The organism is Flavobacterium seoulense (assembly GCF_000695795.1).
GTDB lineage: Bacteria > Bacteroidota > Bacteroidia > Flavobacteriales > Flavobacteriaceae > Flavobacterium > Flavobacterium seoulense.
On the sequence record NZ_JNCA01000001.1, the window covers coordinates 175,675 to 194,298 of the forward strand.

14 protein-coding genes are annotated in these 18,624 nt (G+C 33.7%); 11 read left to right on the plus strand and 3 right to left on the minus strand.

Features of this window, described 5'->3' with window-relative positions; genetic code table 11:
• Nucleotides 1-353: 353 nt before the first annotated feature.
• From FEM21_RS00600 to FEM21_RS00645, 10 genes are all read left to right on the plus strand, one after another.
• Nucleotides 354-3,605, plus strand: a complete 3,252-nt coding sequence (locus tag FEM21_RS00600; protein WP_236353475.1) for a SusC/RagA family TonB-linked outer membrane protein — start codon at nt 354-356, stop codon at nt 3,603-3,605.
• A 12-nt stretch (nt 3,606-3,617) separates the two neighbouring features.
• Complete coding sequence (locus FEM21_RS00605) at nt 3,618-5,588, plus strand: RagB/SusD family nutrient uptake outer membrane protein (protein ID WP_236353476.1); 1,971 nt, start codon at nt 3,618-3,620, stop codon at nt 5,586-5,588.
• Between the two features lie 18 nt (nt 5,589-5,606).
• Entirely contained in the window at nt 5,607-6,818 is a 1,212-nt protein-coding gene (locus tag FEM21_RS00610) for a DUF4959 domain-containing protein (RefSeq protein WP_035656694.1), read from the plus strand.
• Nucleotides 6,819-6,887: 69 nt separating this feature from the next.
• Nucleotides 6,888-8,084 carry a DUF4998 domain-containing protein gene (locus FEM21_RS00615; RefSeq protein WP_160171302.1) on the plus strand — a complete coding sequence of 399 codons (1,197 nt, stop codon included), beginning with the start codon at nt 6,888-6,890 and terminating at the stop codon, nt 8,082-8,084.
• Between the two features lie 104 nt (nt 8,085-8,188).
• The gene (locus FEM21_RS16095; protein WP_152547348.1) at nt 8,189-9,094 is read left to right on the plus strand and encodes a hypothetical protein; all 906 of its coding nucleotides are present in this window, start codon (nt 8,189-8,191) and stop codon (nt 9,092-9,094) included.
• 194 nt (nt 9,095-9,288) lie between these two features.
• On the plus strand, nt 9,289-10,284 hold the full coding sequence (locus FEM21_RS00625; RefSeq protein ID WP_051627425.1) for an aldose epimerase family protein: 996 nt from the start codon (nt 9,289-9,291) through the stop codon (nt 10,282-10,284).
• A gap of 32 nt (nt 10,285-10,316) precedes the next feature.
• Nucleotides 10,317-11,483 carry a galactokinase gene (galK, locus tag FEM21_RS00630; RefSeq protein ID WP_035656700.1) on the plus strand — a complete coding sequence of 389 codons (1,167 nt, stop codon included), beginning with the start codon at nt 10,317-10,319 and terminating at the stop codon, nt 11,481-11,483.
• Between the two features lie 5 nt (nt 11,484-11,488).
• Nucleotides 11,489-12,538, plus strand: a complete 1,050-nt coding sequence (locus FEM21_RS00635) for a UDP-glucose--hexose-1-phosphate uridylyltransferase (protein WP_035657080.1) — start codon at nt 11,489-11,491, stop codon at nt 12,536-12,538.
• Between the two features lie 10 nt (nt 12,539-12,548).
• Nucleotides 12,549-13,562, plus strand: coding sequence for a UDP-glucose 4-epimerase GalE (gene galE / locus FEM21_RS00640; protein WP_035656701.1), 1,014 nt, complete (start codon nt 12,549-12,551; stop codon nt 13,560-13,562).
• 35 nt (nt 13,563-13,597) lie between these two features.
• Nucleotides 13,598-15,283 carry a sodium/sugar symporter gene (locus tag FEM21_RS00645; protein ID WP_035656703.1) on the plus strand — a complete coding sequence of 562 codons (1,686 nt, stop codon included), beginning with the start codon at nt 13,598-13,600 and terminating at the stop codon, nt 15,281-15,283.
• Nucleotides 15,284-15,430: 147 nt separating this feature from the next.
• Here the strand turns inward: FEM21_RS00645 and FEM21_RS00650 are convergent, their stop codons facing one another.
• The 3 genes from FEM21_RS00650 to FEM21_RS00660 all read right to left on the minus strand — a co-directional run bounded on the left by FEM21_RS00650 (nt 15,431) and on the right by FEM21_RS00660 (nt 17,811).
• Nucleotides 15,431-15,964, minus strand: a complete 534-nt coding sequence (locus FEM21_RS00650) for a porin family protein (RefSeq protein WP_035657082.1) — start codon at nt 15,962-15,964, stop codon at nt 15,431-15,433.
• Between the two features lie 141 nt (nt 15,965-16,105).
• Entirely contained in the window at nt 16,106-16,540 is a 435-nt protein-coding gene (locus FEM21_RS00655; protein ID WP_035656705.1) for a LexA family protein, read from the minus strand.
• Nucleotides 16,537-17,811 carry a Y-family DNA polymerase gene (locus FEM21_RS00660; RefSeq protein ID WP_035656707.1) on the minus strand — a complete coding sequence of 425 codons (1,275 nt, stop codon included), beginning with the start codon at nt 17,809-17,811 and terminating at the stop codon, nt 16,537-16,539. The genes FEM21_RS00655 and FEM21_RS00660 overlap by 4 nt, the downstream gene beginning before the upstream one ends.
• A 254-nt stretch (nt 17,812-18,065) precedes the next feature.
• Between FEM21_RS00660 and FEM21_RS16100 the strand changes: the two genes are divergently transcribed.
• Entirely contained in the window at nt 18,066-18,467 is a 402-nt protein-coding gene (locus FEM21_RS16100; protein WP_152547349.1) for a hypothetical protein, read from the plus strand.
• The last annotated feature ends 157 nt before the right edge of the window (nt 18,468-18,624 follow it).

Here is an 18,624-nt window from a genome sequence, read left to right on the forward strand (position 1 = left end):
CTTCTGTTAGATTTGTAATGTGAATTATTTGTTAATATAAAATCATTTGCATCAAATATCTTTCAAAGAGAATAAAAGATCATATTCTGGATTTGAATAGGTTTTTATAATCATTGCGTTCTCATAAAAAAAAATATTTTAGGAATATGCATGTCTTTTTTTGTAAGTGTTAAAAAAACATTTGTTTTTATTAGTTATCGATTTTTCACAAATGGACTAACCAATTAACTAACTAATTTAAATTATTAATCATTATGAAATAATCTTAATCACACTACTAACTAATTTATCTACGAAATAATATTAAGTAGATAAGAATAATTTAACTAACCATTAAAATTAAAAAACCACACATGACAAACTTTATTAAAATAAAGAAAAAGACTCATCGCGTTTTAGAATTTGATTTAAAAATGAAACTTACTTCCATGCTGATATTAGTTTCTTTATCCCAAGTTCAGGCACATGTTTCTTATGTTACAAGTGTAACAAAACTAAAAACTCAGCAACAGCAGAGAACGATTAGCGGGCAAGTAACAGATGAGAATGGAATGCCGCTTCCGGGAGCTAGTGTTTTTGTCAAAGGCAGTAAAAATGTTGCCATGACAGATTTTGACGGAAAATTTACTTTAAAAATTAACGATGGAGACAAGATATTAGTCGTGTCTTTTGTAGGTTATGAATCTACTGAAGTCTCAATTCTAAACAAATCTGTTTTTGAAATAAATGTAAAACCTAGTTCAGAAGGATTAAAAGAAGTAGTTGTTGTTGGTTTTGGAACTCAGAAAAAAGCCAGTATGGTGAGTTCGATTACAACAATTAACCCTAAAGAACTGAAAGGACCTACGAGTAACTTAACTAATATGTTAGCGGGAAGAATCGCAGGTATGGTTGCTTATCAAAGAAGTGGAGAACCAGGTCGTGATAATGCAAATTTCTTTATTCGCGGACTAGGAACCTTTGGTTCAGGTGCTTCTAATCCATTAATATTAATTGATGGTATTGAATCTAGTTCTACAGATATGGCAAGATTACAACCTGATGATATTGAGACTTTTTCTGTGTTGAAAGATGCCGCTGCTGCTGCTGTATATGGAGCTCGTGGTGCTAACGGAGTAGTTTTAATAACCACTAAGATGGGTAAAGATGGTATAACGAAATTTAATTTTAGAACTGAGACAAGAATGTCATCTAATACTAGAAACTTCAATTTTGCAGATAATATCACCTACATGAAATTAGCTAATGAGGCTAGAAGAACTCGAAATCCTGAGCTTGGAGACATCTATAATCAAAATAAAATTGACAGAACTGCTGCAGGCGATGATCCTTATTTGTATCCAAGTAACAATTGGATTGACGAATTAATAAAAGATAATACGATTAATCAGGGATATAACCTGAGTGTAAGCGGAGGAGGACAAAAAGCAAGATATTATGTAGCTGGGACTTATAATATAGACAATGGGGTATTAAAAGTTGATGGATTGAATAATTTTAATTCTAATATTAAATTAAGAAATTATTCATTAAGATCCAATGTTGATATGACTTTGACTCCTACCACAAAAGCTATTGTTCGTTTTTATGGACAGTTTGATGATTATAATGGTCCTATTGATGGGTCTTCAAACAAAGTAGGCGGAGGGGCTCATATTTTTAATTTGACTATGTGGTCTAATCCTGTTGCATTTGCTAAAGTTTATCCTTCAAGTTATTTGCCATTTATAGACCACCCTTTATTTGGTGGCGCTTTATCTGGAGGAACAACAGGATCAATTTTGATAAATCCATATGCCGAAATGGTTAAAGGATATCAAGTTTCTAAAGCTTCAACAATACAGGCACAACTTGAGTTGCAGCAAGATTTAAAAGCAATTACACCAGGACTTAATGTAAATGCTATGGCATATGTAAGAAGGTATTCTTATTTTGATGTAGCAAGACAATACAATCCGTTTTATTATCAATCTTATATAAGTCCGGAAACAGGTGAACTTGCATTAAGAGTATTGAATGATGGAGGACAAGGATCTGTAGGTACAGTAGGTACGGAGTTTTTAGGATATGCTCAAGGAGATAAAACCTTAGATTCTCGTGTTTATCTTCAAACTACTCTTAATTATAATAGGACTTTTAATGAAAAACATGCAGTAACAGGTATGTTAACTAATTTGTTGTCAAGTTTTGAACAAGGAAATTCAGGTACTGTTCAGAGTTCTTTGCCAGCTAGAAATCAGGGTGTTTCAGGAAGGTTTACTTATGGTTTTGATAATAAATATTTGGCAGAATTTAATTTTGGATACAATGGTTCTGAAAGATTTGCTCAAGGACATCGTTATGGTTTTTTTCCTTCAGTAGGTTTGGCATATAATATTTCTAATGAGAAATTTTGGGAACCCATCAAAGATGTGGTTACCAATTTTAAGATACGTTCTACTTATGGTTTAGTAGGTAATGATCAGATTGGTAATGTTAATGATCGTTTCTTTTACTTGTCGAATGTAACTATAGGAGATAATAATTATGGAGCTACTTTTGGGGAACAATATGGATTTACTAGACCAGGAGTATATGTTGGGCGTTATGCTAATGAAAATATTGGATGGGAAAAATCAAAACAGATTAATTTAGGTTTGGATTTAGGTTTGTTTAATTCGTTAAATTTTGTATTAGATGTGTATAAACAAAATCGTACCAATATTCTTCAAACAAGAACTAATATTGGGTCTACAATGGGGCTTACGGCAATACCTGCAACTAATTTTGGAGAAATAGAAAGTAAAGGTATGGACTTGGCTGTAACCTATAATAAGCAGTTTAATAATGATTGGTATACACAATTAAGAGGAAATTTTACTTATGCTACTAATAAAGTTTTAGTATATGATGAAATCAATTATCCAGATGAGCTGGCTTATCGTTCCAGAATAGGTCAAAATTTTAATCAGATGTATGGCTATGTAGCCGAACGTTTATTTGTTGATCAAAATGAAGTTAATAACTCGCCAATCCAGTTTGGAGACTATACAGGAGGAGATATTAAATACCGTGATATTAATGGAGATGGACAGATAACTGAAAATGATATGGTTCCTATGGGAAATCCGACTACTCCGGAAATTGTTTATGGTTTTGGGGGAACGGTAGGTTATAAAAAATTTGATTTTAGTATTTTTTTCCAAGGAGTTGCTCGTACATCATTTTTTATTAATCCAGAGAACATTGCTCCCTTTGTATTAAATGGTTCTTATCAAAATAATTTATTAAATGTAGTAGCTCAAGATCATTGGTCAGAAGATAATAGAGATTTATATGCTTTTTGGCCAAGATTGAGTAATACGTTTGTTGAGAACAATAATAAAGTGTCAAATTGGTGGATGAGAGATGGAGCTTTTTTGAGATTAAAATCAATAGAATTAGGATATAATGCTCCTGAATCATTCAATACAAAAATAGGAGTGAAAAGTTTGAGATTATATTTCAGTGGAAATAATCTGGCTGTTTGGAGTAAATTCAAATTATGGGATCCAGAGATGGGAGGTAGTGGTTTAGGATATCCAATTCAGTCAGTTTATAATTTGGGGTTAAAAGTTGATTTTTAAAAAATGAAAAGTATGAAAACTGAAAATATAATTATAGTAAATAAAAGTTTCCAAAAACTGCAAAAGGTTTTTGGAACAGTAATGGTGATGCTTTGTCTATTAGGATTACAATCATGTGAAGATAGTTTTTTAGATGTAGTTCCAGATAATGTGACCACCTTAGAAAATGCATTTAAATTAAGAAATGAAGCTCAAAAGTATTTATTTACCTGTTATTCTTATATTCCTAAAAATGGAGATGCAGTATACAATATAGGTATGCTGGCGGGTGATGAAACATGGGTAGCAGCCAATCGTGCAGCTGTAACGAGTTATGCATTTAATATTGCTACAGGAACACAAAGAAAGGCACAACCTTACATGAATGCCTGGGAGGGACGTTACCAAGCTGCTGGCCCTTCTGATCTTTATCCAATTTTTGATGGAATAAGACATTGTAATGTTTTTTTAGAAAATGTAGAAGATCGAACAAAAGTTCCGGATTTAACCGAAGGAGAACGTTTAAGATGGATAGCAGAAGCTAAGTTTCTAAAGGCATATTATCATTACTATTTGATGAGAATGTATGGACCTATTCCTGTTATTAAAGTTAATGTTCCTATTGATGCTCCCGAAGATCAAATCCAAGTTTCAAGGGAACCAATTGATCCAACTGTAGATTATTTAGTTAGTTTATTAGATGAAGCATCAGTAGCATTGCCTCCACAAATTTCTGATACTCAAAATGAATTAGGCCGAATTACAAGGCCAATAGCTTTGGGTATTAAGGCCGAATTATTGTTAATGGCAGCTAGTCCTTTGTTTAATGGGAATTCTGATATGGCAGGTTTTAATACTAAAGATGGGACACCATTTTTTAATACCGTTTATGATGCAACAAAATGGAAAAGAGCTTCTGATGCTGCAAAGGAAGCTATTGATGCAGCAGAGGCTAATGGACATAAAATATTCTATAAAAATGATGTTGCATTTACTATTTCTCAAACAACAAAAACAAAGTTAGATATTACTCAAGCGGTAACTGAAAGATGGAATGATGAGTTAATATGGGCAAATCCTAATAGTCGTACTTATGAATTACAGCGTATTTGTATGATGCCTTTAGATGCTACAATTGCTCATACTCAGGCAAGAAAAGTGCTTTCGCCTACTTTAGAATCGGCTATGAATTTTTATACTAAAAATGGTGTTCCAATTGAAGAAGACAGAACCTTAACATTTGGAGATATTACTGAGCTAAAAGAAGCTACGGCTGCAGATAAATTTAATATAAAGGAAGGTCATAGAACATCAGTAATAAACTTTAATCGTGAACCACGTTTTTATGCAGATTTAGGTTTTGACGGAGCTATTTTCTATAAATACGATAGTGGTTCTGATGAGACAAAATATTACATAAAAGCAAAGTACCAGGATTATGCAGGAAGTTCTGATGCATTTGATTTTAATGTAACGGGATATTATATAAAAAAATTAATTAACTGGGAGCAACATTTTGGAGGAGGTACTTTGTATAAAGAGTATGCGTGGCCTGAGTTGCGTTTGGCTGATTTGTATTTGATGTATGCCGAAGCGCTTAATGAAGTTGATGGAAGATCTACTAACGAGGTATTACAATATGTTGATGCTATTCGTGCCCGAGCTGGTTTAAAAGGAGTTGTAGAGTCGTGGACTAATTTTTCTAATAATCCAAATAAGTATACGACTAAAGATGGATTACGCGAAATTATTCATAGAGAGCGTAGTATTGAGATGGCTTTTGAAGGTAAAAATTATTGGGATATTAGACGTTGGAAAAAAGCAACTCAAGAATTCAATGAGGCTGTAAAAGGATGGAATGTTTTTGGTTCAACTGAAGCTGGTTATTATCAGTTAGTTACTTTGTTTCAGCAACGTTTTGTGTCTCCTAGAGATTATTTCTGGCCAATTGATGAAACAACACTTATTCAAAATCCGAATCTGATTCAGAATCCAGGTTGGTAATAATAAAAAAAGAAAATTATGAAACGATTTATAATCACATCCATAAGGATATTTATAGTGTCTTTATTTACAACTTTTGTAGCTTGTAGTGAAGATCAAGGTCCTCAGCCTTTGGAAAAAAATACTACACCACCAGCTGAGGTGACAAATGTTGCAGTTGAAAACTTACCAGGCAAAGTGAGGCTTACTTATACTTTACCATCTGATGAAGATTTATTGTATGTTGTAGCACGTTATAAATTAGAAAATGGCAGAGCTATGGAAGCGAAAGCCTCATATTATTCTAATTCTTTGCTTTTAGAGGGATTTACTGGTCAATCAACTAGTGAAGTTAAAATATATGCAGTAAATAGGAGTGAGACAGAGTCTAAAGCTGTTACTATTACAGTAGCTCCTGATAAGGCTCCAATTTATAACATTTATGAATCATTAATTGCTCAACCTGATTTTGGAGGTATTCGTATTACTGCTGATAATCCTACTAAAGAGGAAATAGGTATTTTAGTAATGCAAAAGAATATTCAAGGGGATTGGGAGCCACTTAGTACAAGTATTTATACTTCTGTTGATGAAATTAAACAAAGTTTAAGAGGGTTTGAAGCAGTGCCACAAGATTTTGCAATAGTTGTAAGAGATAAATGGTTGAACTACACAGATACTTTGTACACTAAAATTGAACCATTTTTCGAGCAGTTAATGCCTAAATCTGGTTTTACAGGTATACATCTTGCTAATGATACTAAGGTGATAGGTACTTATCCTGTTTCAAATTTATTTGATGGTCAGTTTTTAGAATATTGGGGATCCTATTTTACAGATAGAACTGTTGATGTGGGAAATCATCTAGTGACTTTTGATATTGGAAAAACGACAAAGTTAAGTCGTTTGAGAATTTGGAATTTTTCTGAACCTATTGGAGGCCAAAGGCTGTATTATTATTTGGGGGCTATGAAGAAATTTAGAATTTGGGGAAGTAATACCTTAAATGATGGAACATTGGATAGTAATTGGACTCTATTAGGAGAATATGAAATTAAAAAACCTTCTGGGTTGCCTTATGGACAAGAGAATAATGATGATTTATTAGCTGCAAGAGATGGAGCTGATTATGAGGTTTCTTTAGATAAACCAGCTGTTCGTTACCTTAGAATAGAATGTTTGGAGAACTGGATTGGAGGCAAATTTATGGCTGTTTCAGAGGTTCATGTTTATGGTAATCCTAATTTTTAAAATATAAAAACTATGAAAAATTTAAGGAATATTTTAATAACAAATTTTGTTATAGCTTTAGTTGTACTAATGCATTCTTGCTCAAGTAATGCAGATGATTATTTGAAGCATGTAGAGGGTGGGGCAATTTCTTATACTGGAAAGATAGATTCTTTAAAGATATTCTCTGGTCGTAACCGAGTTAAAGTTCAGGGACTTATAATCTCTGATCCGAAAGTGTCAGAATTAAGAATGTATTGGAATGCTAAAAGAGATTCTGTTGTAGTGCCTATAAATAGAACATCTGGTATTGATCAGATTGCGACTTTAGTAGAAAATCTTCCAGAGAATATTTATAATTTTGAGGTAAGGACTTTTGATATAAAAGGGAATAGTTCTATTTCGCAAAATGTTACTGCACAAACTTTTGGTGTACGTTACCAGGCAAGTTTAGTAGATAGAAAAATTATTAATAGTAGTTTATCCAGTAATTTATCTCTTACAATTGATTTTGCTGCTATGGATTTAACTACTGGTGCTTTTGCAACTGAAATTATATACATAGATAATTTAGATGTAGAACATACGGTAACAGTACCTGTTACTCAAAATCAGCTGGTTGTTCCTAATTATAAAATAGGAAGTAAATTTAAGCAACGATCGTTATTCTTGCCTGTTAAAACTGCTATAGATACTTTTTATACTGATTTTGTGTCTAAAGATCCTCAGGTTATTGATCTGACTTATTTGATTAAGAATAATAAACGTCCATTTTTAACATCGTCAACAGATGGGGGCAGATGGGGGACATTAGCAGATTGGACAACTAATGCTGCCTGTAAAAATCACGGTGGTTATGGTGGTTGGGATGGTGGCTGTTGTGATAATCCTCCAGGTACAATAAATTTAGAATCAGGTTGGGGAGCTCCAGTAATTACGAATGGTAAGATATATCAAACGATAACTTTGGATGCGGGAACTTATATTTTTAATGCTCCTTTATTAGCATCTGGAAGCGGATTAAATAGTGGATATACTTTATCAGATTACGTATATTTAGCAGTTGCGAAAGGTACTACATTGCCTGATTCTAGTGGCGGAGTTCTTGAAACGGATTCTTCAACTTTAGGATTTAAAAGAATAGTAAATACAATGAATTCGGAAAGTGCAGTTATTACATTTACTATTACACAATCTCAACAAATAACATTAGGTATTTCAACGACACAAGGAAATGAAAGATATGGTCATTTTTTATCTTTCGGTTTGGTTAAGAAAAATAATTAGTTTGTGTTAATTACTAAAAATGGTGTGTAGTTTTAAATTACATGCCATTTTTTATCAATTCTAATATCTTGATGTTTCATCATGCAAAATTGAATTAAAGAATTATGAAATTGAATAATATTCATTTTAGGTCATTAACAATGTTGTTATTGGTTATTTGTTTTTCATCTTTTAGTATTTCATCAAATAAAGATTTTAAAGAGAAGTCTGCAAAAGATGTCAAATTAATTTTTCCATTTTTAGTTGTTGGCGAGATAAAAATAGCCGGAGCTCATGACCTTTTTCTAGATGTGGTTTTAAAAGAGCACGGCGATTTAACAATTCAGGAAATAGGCTTGGTTTATAATTCCGTTACTAAGTCAACAATAATTGATAATAAAATAGCCAGAATTAAAGTGGAAGATAAATTCAAAGAGCGTATTCGCAATTTAAAACCAGAAACATTATACTATGTTAGACCTTATGCAATAACACCAGGTGGAGTTTTGTATGGAGAAGAATTTGTGATAAGCACTATTAAAAAAGGGAATTTTACCTATTCGTTCAATCAAAATGGTGCCGATGCAGCAACTGTAAATCGTATTAAAGCAGCTTTTGATTTGGCTACAACTTACTATAATAATTTTACTTCTATTGTAAAGCATGTCACGGTAAATTATTCACCGGGAACACCTACAGCTGATGCTAATTTTTCGGGTTGGATTAATATGGGAGCCAATGTATCTTATCAAAAGGCTGGAACTGCAATGCACGAAATGGCACATGTGGTGGGAGTGGGGCAACATTCAAAATATACTGAATTAATGAAAGGCACTTGGCAAGGAAAACGAGCCAACGAAATTTTACAAATGATGACCAATGATCCTAGTGCAGTTGTAAAAGGAGATGGGATGCACTTTTGGCCTTATGGAGTTAATGGAGCGCATGAGGATGACGAAAGCGATTTTCTTTACATCATGAATGCTTTAATATTGCAAGGCATGAAAGTAGATGGATTACCTAGTAATTAATATAGAATAAGATAAATAGGGTGTGTGTAAATAAGGTATAAATGGAGAAATTCATTTATGCCTTAATTTTATTTTGTTTGTTGGGCTATTTTTATCTAGTGGCTAATTTTAAAAACTGGTGGGTAGTGGTATAGTTTATTGGTGTTTATTTCTATTTTTGCTTTCGTAACCAACAATAACAAATAAACCAAATTATGTCGACTTCTGAAAATAATTTATCTCACTATGAATTAACGAATAAAAACGGAGCAAAACTAAAAGTAATTCCTTTTGGAGCTACAGTTACCTCATTGAAAATTCCAACTAAGAATGGAGAATTAGTGGATGTAGTTTTAGGATTTGATACTGTTGAAGGTTATGAAAAATCATTTCAACTAGACGGTTCTCCTTATATGGGAGCTACTGTTGGGCGTTATGCAGGAAGAATCAGCGAAGGGAAATTTGAATTGAATGGTAAAAATTACCAATTAAATATAAATAATAACGCCAACTCTTTACATGGCGGAATAGACAATTTTAGTCAAAAAAACTGGAATGTAGATGCTGTAACTACAGGAGAAAATCCATCGATTACTTTGAGTTATGTGAGTGCGGCTGGTGAAGAAAATTTTCCGGGCGAGTTTTCAGTAAGTTTGACTTATACTTTGTCAGAAGAAAATGAGCTGATTCTTGAGTACAAAGCAACCACTACCGAAGATACCATTATCAATTTAACGCATCACAGTTATTTTAATCTTGACGGGCACAAATCGGATGTTTCGGGACAGGATTTAATTGTTCATGCACAAAAAGTGGTAGAAACTAGAGAAGATTGTATTCCAACAGGAAATATTCTGGAAGTTGCCAATACTTCATTCGATTATAGAACAGCTAAAAAATGTCCGAAATCTATAGATAACACTTTTGTTGTTGAGGATAACAACGAAGTAAAAGCAACGCTTTTTAGTCCTAAGACGAATTTAAAAATGGATGTGTATACTGATCAGCCGGGAGTTCATATTTATGTGGGAGGAAATTGTGGTCCTGACTTAAAAGGAAAAGAAAACGCAACGTATCACGCCTTAAGCGGAATTTGTTTTGAAACTCAAAATTTCCCTGATGCACCAAATCACGCTCATTTTCCAAATGCTGTTTTGAAAAAAGGAGATACTTATGAGCAAAAAACGGTGTATAAATTCGAATCACTATAAAAGACTAACTAACACTATTCAATTTCTAAATAATGAATGATATTTTAATTAATAAAACCGTAAACTCTTTTAAGGAGGCTTTTGGTTCTGAGCCAACAAAAGTTGTGCTTTCTCCAGGGAGAATTAACATCATCGGGGAACATATCGATTACAATGACGGATATGTTTTGCCAGCTGCTATCGATAAGATTATTTGCTTTGCTTTTGCAAAAAACAATACCAATACTTCTAAAGTAATTGCTTTAGATTTGAATGATTCTTTTGAAATTGACGTTACGGCTGAGGTAAAACTAGACGATAATTCGTGGACAAATTACATTAGAGGCGTAATCAATCAATTAAAAATTAACGGATTCCAGTTTGAGGGAGTGAACTGTGTTTTCAGCAGTAACATTCCTGTGGGTTCAGGTTTATCTTCTTCGGCAGCTTTAGAATGTGGTTTCTTATTCGGGATGAACGACTTATTCAATTTGAATATCAAACCAGTTGACATTGCTTTGTTAGGTCAAAAAGCAGAACATTGGGTAGGAATCAAATGCGGAATTATGGATCAGTTCTCTAGTGTAATGGGACTAGAAGATAAAGTAATTAAAATTGATTGCCGCACTTTAGAATATAGCTATCACGATGCTAATTTTGCTGATTATTCGTTGATTTTATTTGATTCGAATGTAAAACACTCGTTGATGACTTCGGCTTATAATGAAAGAAGACAACAATGTGAAGAAGGAATTGCCATTGTAAAAGCAAATTTCCCTGAGATAAAAAGTTTCAGAGATTGTACTGAACAAACAATTATTGATTTGGAAGACAAAATGAGTCATGAAGTTTTCAGACGTTCTCTTTTTGTGGTAAAAGAAATCAATCGTGTGATTCAGGCTTGTGAGGCTTTGGATAACGGAAAAATTGAATTCTTAGGAGAATTAATGTTTGCTACTCACGATGGTCTGTCTAAAGACTACGAAGTAAGTTGCGAAGAGTTGGATTTATTAGTTGATTTGGCTAAAGAAGAAACGGCAGTTATCGGTTCCCGATTGATGGGAGGTGGTTTTGGAGGTTGTACTATCAACCTGGTTAAGAAAGGACACGAACAACAAATTAAAGATAAATTCTCAAAATTATATACCGAAGCTTTCGGAATCGAATTGAAAATTTACGATGTTAAAGTAAGTAACGGTACATCACTATACACTAAATAATGAGCATGAGAAAGTTTGATATTAATGAAGATCCGCACAGAAGGTATAATCCTTTGATTAACGAATGGGTTTTGGTTTCGCCACACCGTTCAAAAAGACCTTGGCAGGGACAAAAAGAAGCAGTAAATACTGTTGCCTTGCCACAATATGATCCGGAGTGTTATTTATGTGCAGGAAATGTTCGTGCTAATGGCGAAGTAAATCCGGCTTACGAAAGTAGTTTTGTTTTCGAAAATGACTTTGCTGCGCTAAAACAGGAACCAATTGATTTTGGTGGAAACGAAGAAGGAAGCTTCTTTAAAGCGCAACCAGAAAGAGGAATTTCGAGAGTGGTTTGTTTTTCACCAAGACATGATTTGACTTTACCTGAAATGGATGTGGATGGTATTGTAAATATTATTCATACATGGCAAAAAGAATACACTGATTTAGGTAATGTTGATTACATCAATCACGTACAAATTTTTGAAAATAAAGGAAGTGTGATGGGATGTAGTAATCCGCATCCACACGGACAAATTTGGGCGCAGTCTTCATTGCCTACGCAGGTGGAGAAAACCCAAAATAACCTGAAAGCTTATTTCGAAAAAAACGGAACGAATCTTTTACAGGATTATTTAAAAGAAGAATTAAAAGTAAAAGAGCGCGTTGTTGTGGAGAACAATCATTTTGCAGCCATTGTTCCTTTCTGGGCAATCTGGCCTTTTGAAACTATGATTATCAGCAAGCGTCACATCACTAAAATTACTGATTTTACCGAAGATGAGGTAGCAGCTTTTGCTGATGTTTTAAAAAGATTGACAACTAAATACGATAATCTTTTCGAAACATCGTTCCCTTATTCATCAGGAATTCATCAGGCTCCAACAGATGGTGAAGCGCATCAGGAATGGCAATTCCACATGCATTTTTATCCGCCATTGTTGCGTTCGGCTTCAGTGAAAAAATTCATGGTTGGTTACGAAATGATGGGCGAATCTCAAAGAGATATCACGCCGGAGAAAAGTGCTGAAATGTTGAGAAACTTATCTGAGGTACATTACAAACAAAAATAAAAACGAAATTATGAAAATACTTGTTACGGGAGGTTTAGGTTTCATAGGTTCTCATACTGTAGTCGAATTACAAAACGAAGGTTTTGAGGTGGTGGTTATTGATAATTTATCCAATTCATCTGAAGACGTTTTAAAAGGAATTGAAGCTATAACAGGGAAAAAACCACTTTTTGAAAAACTGGATTTAAGAGATAAAGCGGTAGTTCAGGATTTTTTTAAACGTCATGCTGATGTGAATGGAGTAATTCATTTTGCAGCTTCTAAGGCAGTAGGAGAAAGTGTGGGGAATCCGTTGTTGTATTATGAAAACAACATCAATGCCTTGGTTTACATACTTCAGGAATTAGAGAAAAAAGAAAATGCTAATTTTATTTTCAGTTCTTCTTGTACGGTTTATGGTCAGGCCGAAACAATGCCTATCAACGAGAATTCAGCTGTACAGCCAGCGATGTCTCCTTACGGAAACACTAAACAAATAGGAGAGGAAATTATTACCGATGTGGCTAAAGTAAGTGGAATCAACGCTATTCTATTGCGTTATTTTAACCCAATTGGAGCACATCCATCAGTTGAAATTGGAGAGTTACCAATAGGTGTTCCGCAAAATTTAGTTCCTTTCATTACTCAAACCGGAATCGGATTACGTAAAGAATTATTGGTTTATGGTAATGATTATCCAACACCGGACGGAACTTGTATCCGCGATTACATTCATGTAGTAGATTTGGCGAAAGCACACGTTATCGCTTTACAACGTTTATTGAATAAAAAGAACGAAGAAAAAGTAGAAACTTTCAATTTAGGAACCGGAGTAGGAAGTTCAGTATTAGAAGTAATTAATGCTTTCGAAAAAGTAAGCGGTCAAAAACTGGCTTATCAAATCGTTGACAGAAGAGAAGGTGATGTTACTTTGGCTTACGCCAATACCGATAAGGCTAATAATGTATTGGGTTGGAAAACTCAATTAAGCTTGGAACAAGCGATGGAAAGTGCCTGGAAATGGGAACAAAAAATAAGAAGCTAGACCTTAACCAGATTAATAATTTTAAATAAAAACCTATGAGCTCAAGTCTCGAATTTGCAGATTATGCAGTATTTATCATCTATTTTTTAATTGTATCTATTTACGGATATATCGTTTATCGCAAACGCGAGAAAAACGAACACGATGCTAAGGCGTACTTCTTAGCCGAAGGAACTTTAACCTGGTGGGCAATTGGAGCTTCACTTATTGCTTCAAATATTTCAGCAGAACAGTTTATCGGAATGAGTGGAGAAGGATTCTTCTTAGGAATTGCTGTTGCTGCTTACGAATGGGTTGCTGCTATTGCTTTGATTATTATTGCTATTTGGTTTATTCCTGTTTATTTGAAGAACAAGATTTACACCATGCCACAGTTCTTAAAAACACGTTATAATGAGTCAACAGCTTTGATTATGGCTGTTTTCTGGTTGTTCTTGTATGTATTTGTAAACTTAACTTCAATTTTATACTTAGGGGCGGTTGCTATTAATGGATTAGCCGGTGGAGATTACCTTCATGTAATTATGTTAGGATTGGCGATCTTTGCTTTGATTATCTCTCTTGGAGGTATGAAAGTAGTAGCTTATACTGATGTTATTCAGGTAGCGGTTTTGATTATTGGAGGTTTAGTAACTTCTTATATCGCTTTAACAACTGTTGGTCAGTATTTTGGAGTGGGTCAGGACGCGATTGCAGGATTCAATGTTTTGATGGAAAAAGCACCGGAACATTTCAAAATGATTATTCCAAGACCAAATGAAAATTCTTCTCAATTAGAGATTGATAAATATTTGACTTTCCCAGGAGTATTATCTTATTTAGCGGGTATCTGGATCATCAACTTAAACTATTGGGGATGTAACCAATACATTACGCAAAGAGCTCTTGGAGCTGATTTAACAACGGCTCGTACAGGTATTTTATTTGCAGGTTTATTGAAATTATTAATGCCTGTAATTGTAATGTTGCCAGGAATTGCTGCTTACGTTTTATACGAAGGAGGACATTTACCACAATTAGTTGGAGGAAAAGACGGAGCTTATTCAGCAATGTTGACGTTCTTACCAACAGGATTAAAAGGATTATCAGTTGCGGCTTTAACTGCTGCTATTGTAGCTTCATTAGCGGGTAAAGTAAACAGTATTTCGACTATTTATACTTTAGACGTTCATAAAAAATACATTCAAAAAGAAGCTTCAGACAGAGCTCAGGTAAACATTGGTCGTTATGCGGTTTTTGCTTCAATGGTTTTGGCAGTATTGTTTACTTGGAATGACGTTTTAGGAATTGGTGGAGTAGGAGGATTTACTTATATCCAGAAATATACAGGATTCATTAGTCCTGGAGTATTCGCTATGTTCTTCTTAGGTATGTTCTGGAAAAGAACAACAGGAACAGCAGCTATTGTGGGTGTAATTGCAGGTTTCTTATTATCTGTTTTATTCAACGAATTTGCTCCGGCATTGTTTGGAAACGAAACATTCTTATACACAGCCTGGCCAAATGGTAAAGGTGGTTTCGAAATTCCGTTCCACATTTGTATGGGATTATCATTCTTGTTTACGATGTTGTTGATGATTGGAATCAGTTTTGCAGGACCAAAAGTAAACCCTAAAGCATTCGAATTAGATACTGAAATGTTCAAGGTAAAACCTCAAACTACAGTATTAATCATTATCACTTTATTAATTATCGCTGCTTTATACGTGAAGTTCTGGTAAGAGAAAATAATAGTTTTAAATGTAGAAAAGTGGAATCGGATTTGTCTGATTCCACTTTTTTTAGTTAAACCCGAAACATCGGAAAAAAATAAAGCATAAAAAAACCTTCTGTTAAGAGAAGGTTTTAAATTGAAAGCTAATTTTATATTAGAAGTGTAATGCAAATCCAATGTTTAATTGAAAAACATCATCATAAAAATCATCGTTTAATGATACATTATAACGGATTCCTGGCTCGATTGAAACGTTTTTATTTAGAAAAATAGCGTAACCTGCTTGTAAACCTAAATAGGAAGGATTTTCATCCAAATCCTCATAATTCACTCCATTATAAGAGATTTCTAAAGGGAATTTACCAGCAGCATAATACTTCAGTCCTAATTTGTAAGCAAAGTTACTTGCAGAGTAATATTCGCCAAAAGCATCATCGTAAAAAGAAGTTTCTCCAAATCCTAATCCAAATTTTAAAGCTAGTTTATCATCAACAAAATATCCTGCTTCGGCACCAATATTATAATCTGTTCGGCCATCTTCTGACCATAACCCTATTGAAGTGTTTCCTACTTTCTCGCCAAAACCAGTGTTTACTTCAATTAACCAACTTCCTTTAGAAATTTGCGATTGTGCATTGGCAAAACCAAATGCTAAAACAGCCATAGCTGTAAAAAATAATTTTTTCATTTTCTTTTCTATTTTTTTTAAAACAAGAATGTAAAACGTGTTTTGCAATTATTTATTTTAGGAGTGTTTGAAAAAAATAAAGCTATAGTTTTCTAAAAAGCAAAAACTTAATCCTGATAATTTGTGGTTAAACCTGAAAATTCACATTTTTTTTATCACATAAGTTACAATTCCCCAAATGATAAGTTCATTTTCTTCGGTTACTTTTGTGGGAGTGTAATTGCTATTTTCGGGCATTAAGTAAAGGCAGTCTTTTTGTAATTTAATACGTTTTACGGTGAATTCTCCATCGATAAAGCAAATGGCAATTTTGTTGTCCTGCGGTTCAATACTTCGGTCTACAATCAATACATCTTCATTTTCAATCCCGGCATCAATCATCGAGTTTCCTTTTACTTTGATATAAAAGGTTGCCAGCGGATTTTCACTCAATTCTTTATTCAAATCGATATTATTCTCCATAAAGTCAGCTGCGGGAGAAGGAAATCCTGCCGAAACACCATCAGGAATGAAAGGAATTCGTAATTCGCTTTCGAAATCCGGTTTGTAGAAACTAAGTTTTGGATCTTTTTTCATTCGCAGCTTATTTGAAGAATTTCTTTAAAATTGGTAGTGTATTTGTTAGATAAAAGTTTCTGATTCATATCCCAGGTAAGCTTTAAATTTTGGCTTGCCAATTTTACTTTAGTATCACCAATTTTTTTATTGAGATTGTCCATTGCTCTCATCAAAGCCAAATGTTTCGGATTTTCTTCTTCGAATAATTGCAGTTGTTTTTGACTTTCGCCAATGAGTTCGCTGACAATTACTCCCGCTTTTTTAAATTTCAAATGTTCGTTGCCCTGATGCAATTGTTTTAATAAATGAATGGCGGTGTTTGCTATTGTCAATGTCGAATTAGTGGCATACGGTAAAGTAATGGCTGTATTAAAATAGTATTTTGATGTTTTTACGCTGTGTTTGTCAATCACGAGCATCACGATTATGGTATGACAGCAGGATTTTTGATTGCGTAATTTCTCGGCACAAACCGCTGCAAAAGTGGTGATGCGTTCGCGCAGTAAATCAAAATCGGCGATTTGTTTAGGGAAACTTCGGGTAATGGCAATACTTTTCTTTTGATCAGGAATAGGTTCTAAATCCAAGACCGATTTTCCTTCCAATTCCGCTTTTAATCGAAGACCGGTAACGCCCATTTCTCGTTTTATCCAGGCTTCATGCTGTGGTTGTATAAAATCGAGTGCGGTATAGATGTTTCTTAGTTTTACTTTTTTTGTCATTCGGTAACCAATGCCCCAAACATCTTCAATTTTAGTCCATTTCAATGCTTTGATACGTTTTTCTTCCGAATCAATTACATAAACACCTTGAGTTTTTTCCTGGAATTCTTTAGCAATTTTATTGGCTACTTTTGATAAGGCTTTGGTTTCAGCAAATCCGATGCATATTGGTAAACCAATCCACTTTCGAACACGATTCTTCATCTGAAGACCATAATTGTGGTAATCTACTATAGTTAGTCCGTCAAAATTTAAGAAGGCTTCATCAATGCTGTAAATTTCAACATGAGGTGTAAATTGGTTCAGAATTTCCATCACACGACGGCTTAAATCGCCATAGAGTGCATAATTAGACGAAAATAGTTGAATGCTTTTTTCTCTTACTAAGTCTTTAATCTGAAATGCCGGAGCGCCCATAGGAATTCCGGCTAGTTTGGCTTCATAACTTCTGGAAATCACGCAGCCATCGTTGTTAGATAAAATCGCAACGGGTTTGTCGTTGAGTTCCGGTTGGAAAACACGTTCGCAGGAAGCATAGAAATTATTACAATCGACTAAGGCATACATGGTACAAAATTACGGAATACTGTTTCGTTGTAAAGTTAAATTTTTGAGTTTTTAGAATTTTGCTGAAACGACGAAATGCAGTAGCAACTATGCTATTTTACCTATAAAGTATTTAATATTGTCATTTTTCAACTAAAACGTTTTCGTAAAAGGTAATATAGCATACAAATATGAAAAACCACTGTAGTTTAAATGCATATTGGCACAGTATCTTTGTCTCAGTTAAAAGAATTATAAATCTAAAAATTCTAATTATGAAAAAGATTTTAAAACTTAGTATCGTATTAATGGTAATCCTAATTGCTATAAATACTCGTGCAACTGGCGTGAAAATTTCTAAAGAAGAAAAAGCTAGTTCAAAAAAGACGGTAACTTTTGCTCTAAATGATATTAATAAAGCTAATGTTTCTATTTATGATGCAAATGATAAATTATTACACACAGAAAAAGTGTATACTCTAAATTTGAATCCACTAAAATCAAGTGACAAAATCGTTAAAACTTACGATTTGAATCCATTAGCTGACGGAGTTTATCACTTAGTTGCTGATTCAAAAACTAAAACGGTGAAATATGAAATTCTTGTAGTAGATGGAACTGCAACAATCATGTCAGATCCTTATGTAGAAATTAACAAAATGGTAGCTGTTAAATAATTAAGATTGGTTAGTAGTAAGAAAGACTCCTTTTTAGGAGTCTTTTTTTTTGGGTTCAAATTCAAGTTACGATTGTAAATCAATAATTCGAAAAAAAAATTATCTTTAACCTTTGCACTCTTATTGTGGAAAGGCCTTAAAATGCTGAATGCTATTT

Excerpts from the sequence above, each read along its gene's own strand:
- FEM21_RS00600 (WP_236353475.1), top strand. The coding sequence starts at position 354 with ATGACAAACTTTATTAAAATAAAGAAAAAGACTCATCGCGTTTTAGAA.
- FEM21_RS00605 (WP_236353476.1), top strand. The coding sequence starts at position 3,618 with ATGAAAACTGAAAATATAATTATAGTAAATAAAAGTTTCCAAAAACTG.
- FEM21_RS00610 (WP_035656694.1), top strand. The coding sequence starts at position 5,607 with ATGAAACGATTTATAATCACATCCATAAGGATATTTATAGTGTCTTTA.
- FEM21_RS00615 (WP_160171302.1), top strand. The coding sequence starts at position 6,888 with ATGCATTCTTGCTCAAGTAATGCAGATGATTATTTGAAGCATGTAGAG.
- FEM21_RS16095 (WP_152547348.1), top strand. The coding sequence starts at position 8,189 with ATGAAATTGAATAATATTCATTTTAGGTCATTAACAATGTTGTTATTG.
- FEM21_RS00625 (WP_051627425.1), top strand. The coding sequence starts at position 9,289 with ATGTCGACTTCTGAAAATAATTTATCTCACTATGAATTAACGAATAAA.
- galK (WP_035656700.1), top strand. The coding sequence starts at position 10,317 with ATGAATGATATTTTAATTAATAAAACCGTAAACTCTTTTAAGGAGGCT.
- FEM21_RS00635 (WP_035657080.1), top strand. The coding sequence starts at position 11,489 with ATGAGAAAGTTTGATATTAATGAAGATCCGCACAGAAGGTATAATCCT.
- galE (WP_035656701.1), top strand. The coding sequence starts at position 12,549 with ATGAAAATACTTGTTACGGGAGGTTTAGGTTTCATAGGTTCTCATACT.
- FEM21_RS00645 (WP_035656703.1), top strand. The coding sequence starts at position 13,598 with ATGAGCTCAAGTCTCGAATTTGCAGATTATGCAGTATTTATCATCTAT.
- FEM21_RS00650 (WP_035657082.1), bottom strand. The coding sequence starts at position 15,964 with ATGAAAAAATTATTTTTTACAGCTATGGCTGTTTTAGCATTTGGTTTT.
- FEM21_RS00655 (WP_035656705.1), bottom strand. The coding sequence starts at position 16,540 with ATGAAAAAAGATCCAAAACTTAGTTTCTACAAACCGGATTTCGAAAGC.
- FEM21_RS00660 (WP_035656707.1), bottom strand. The coding sequence starts at position 17,811 with ATGTATGCCTTAGTCGATTGTAATAATTTCTATGCTTCCTGCGAACGT.
- FEM21_RS16100 (WP_152547349.1), top strand. The coding sequence starts at position 18,066 with ATGAAAAAGATTTTAAAACTTAGTATCGTATTAATGGTAATCCTAATT.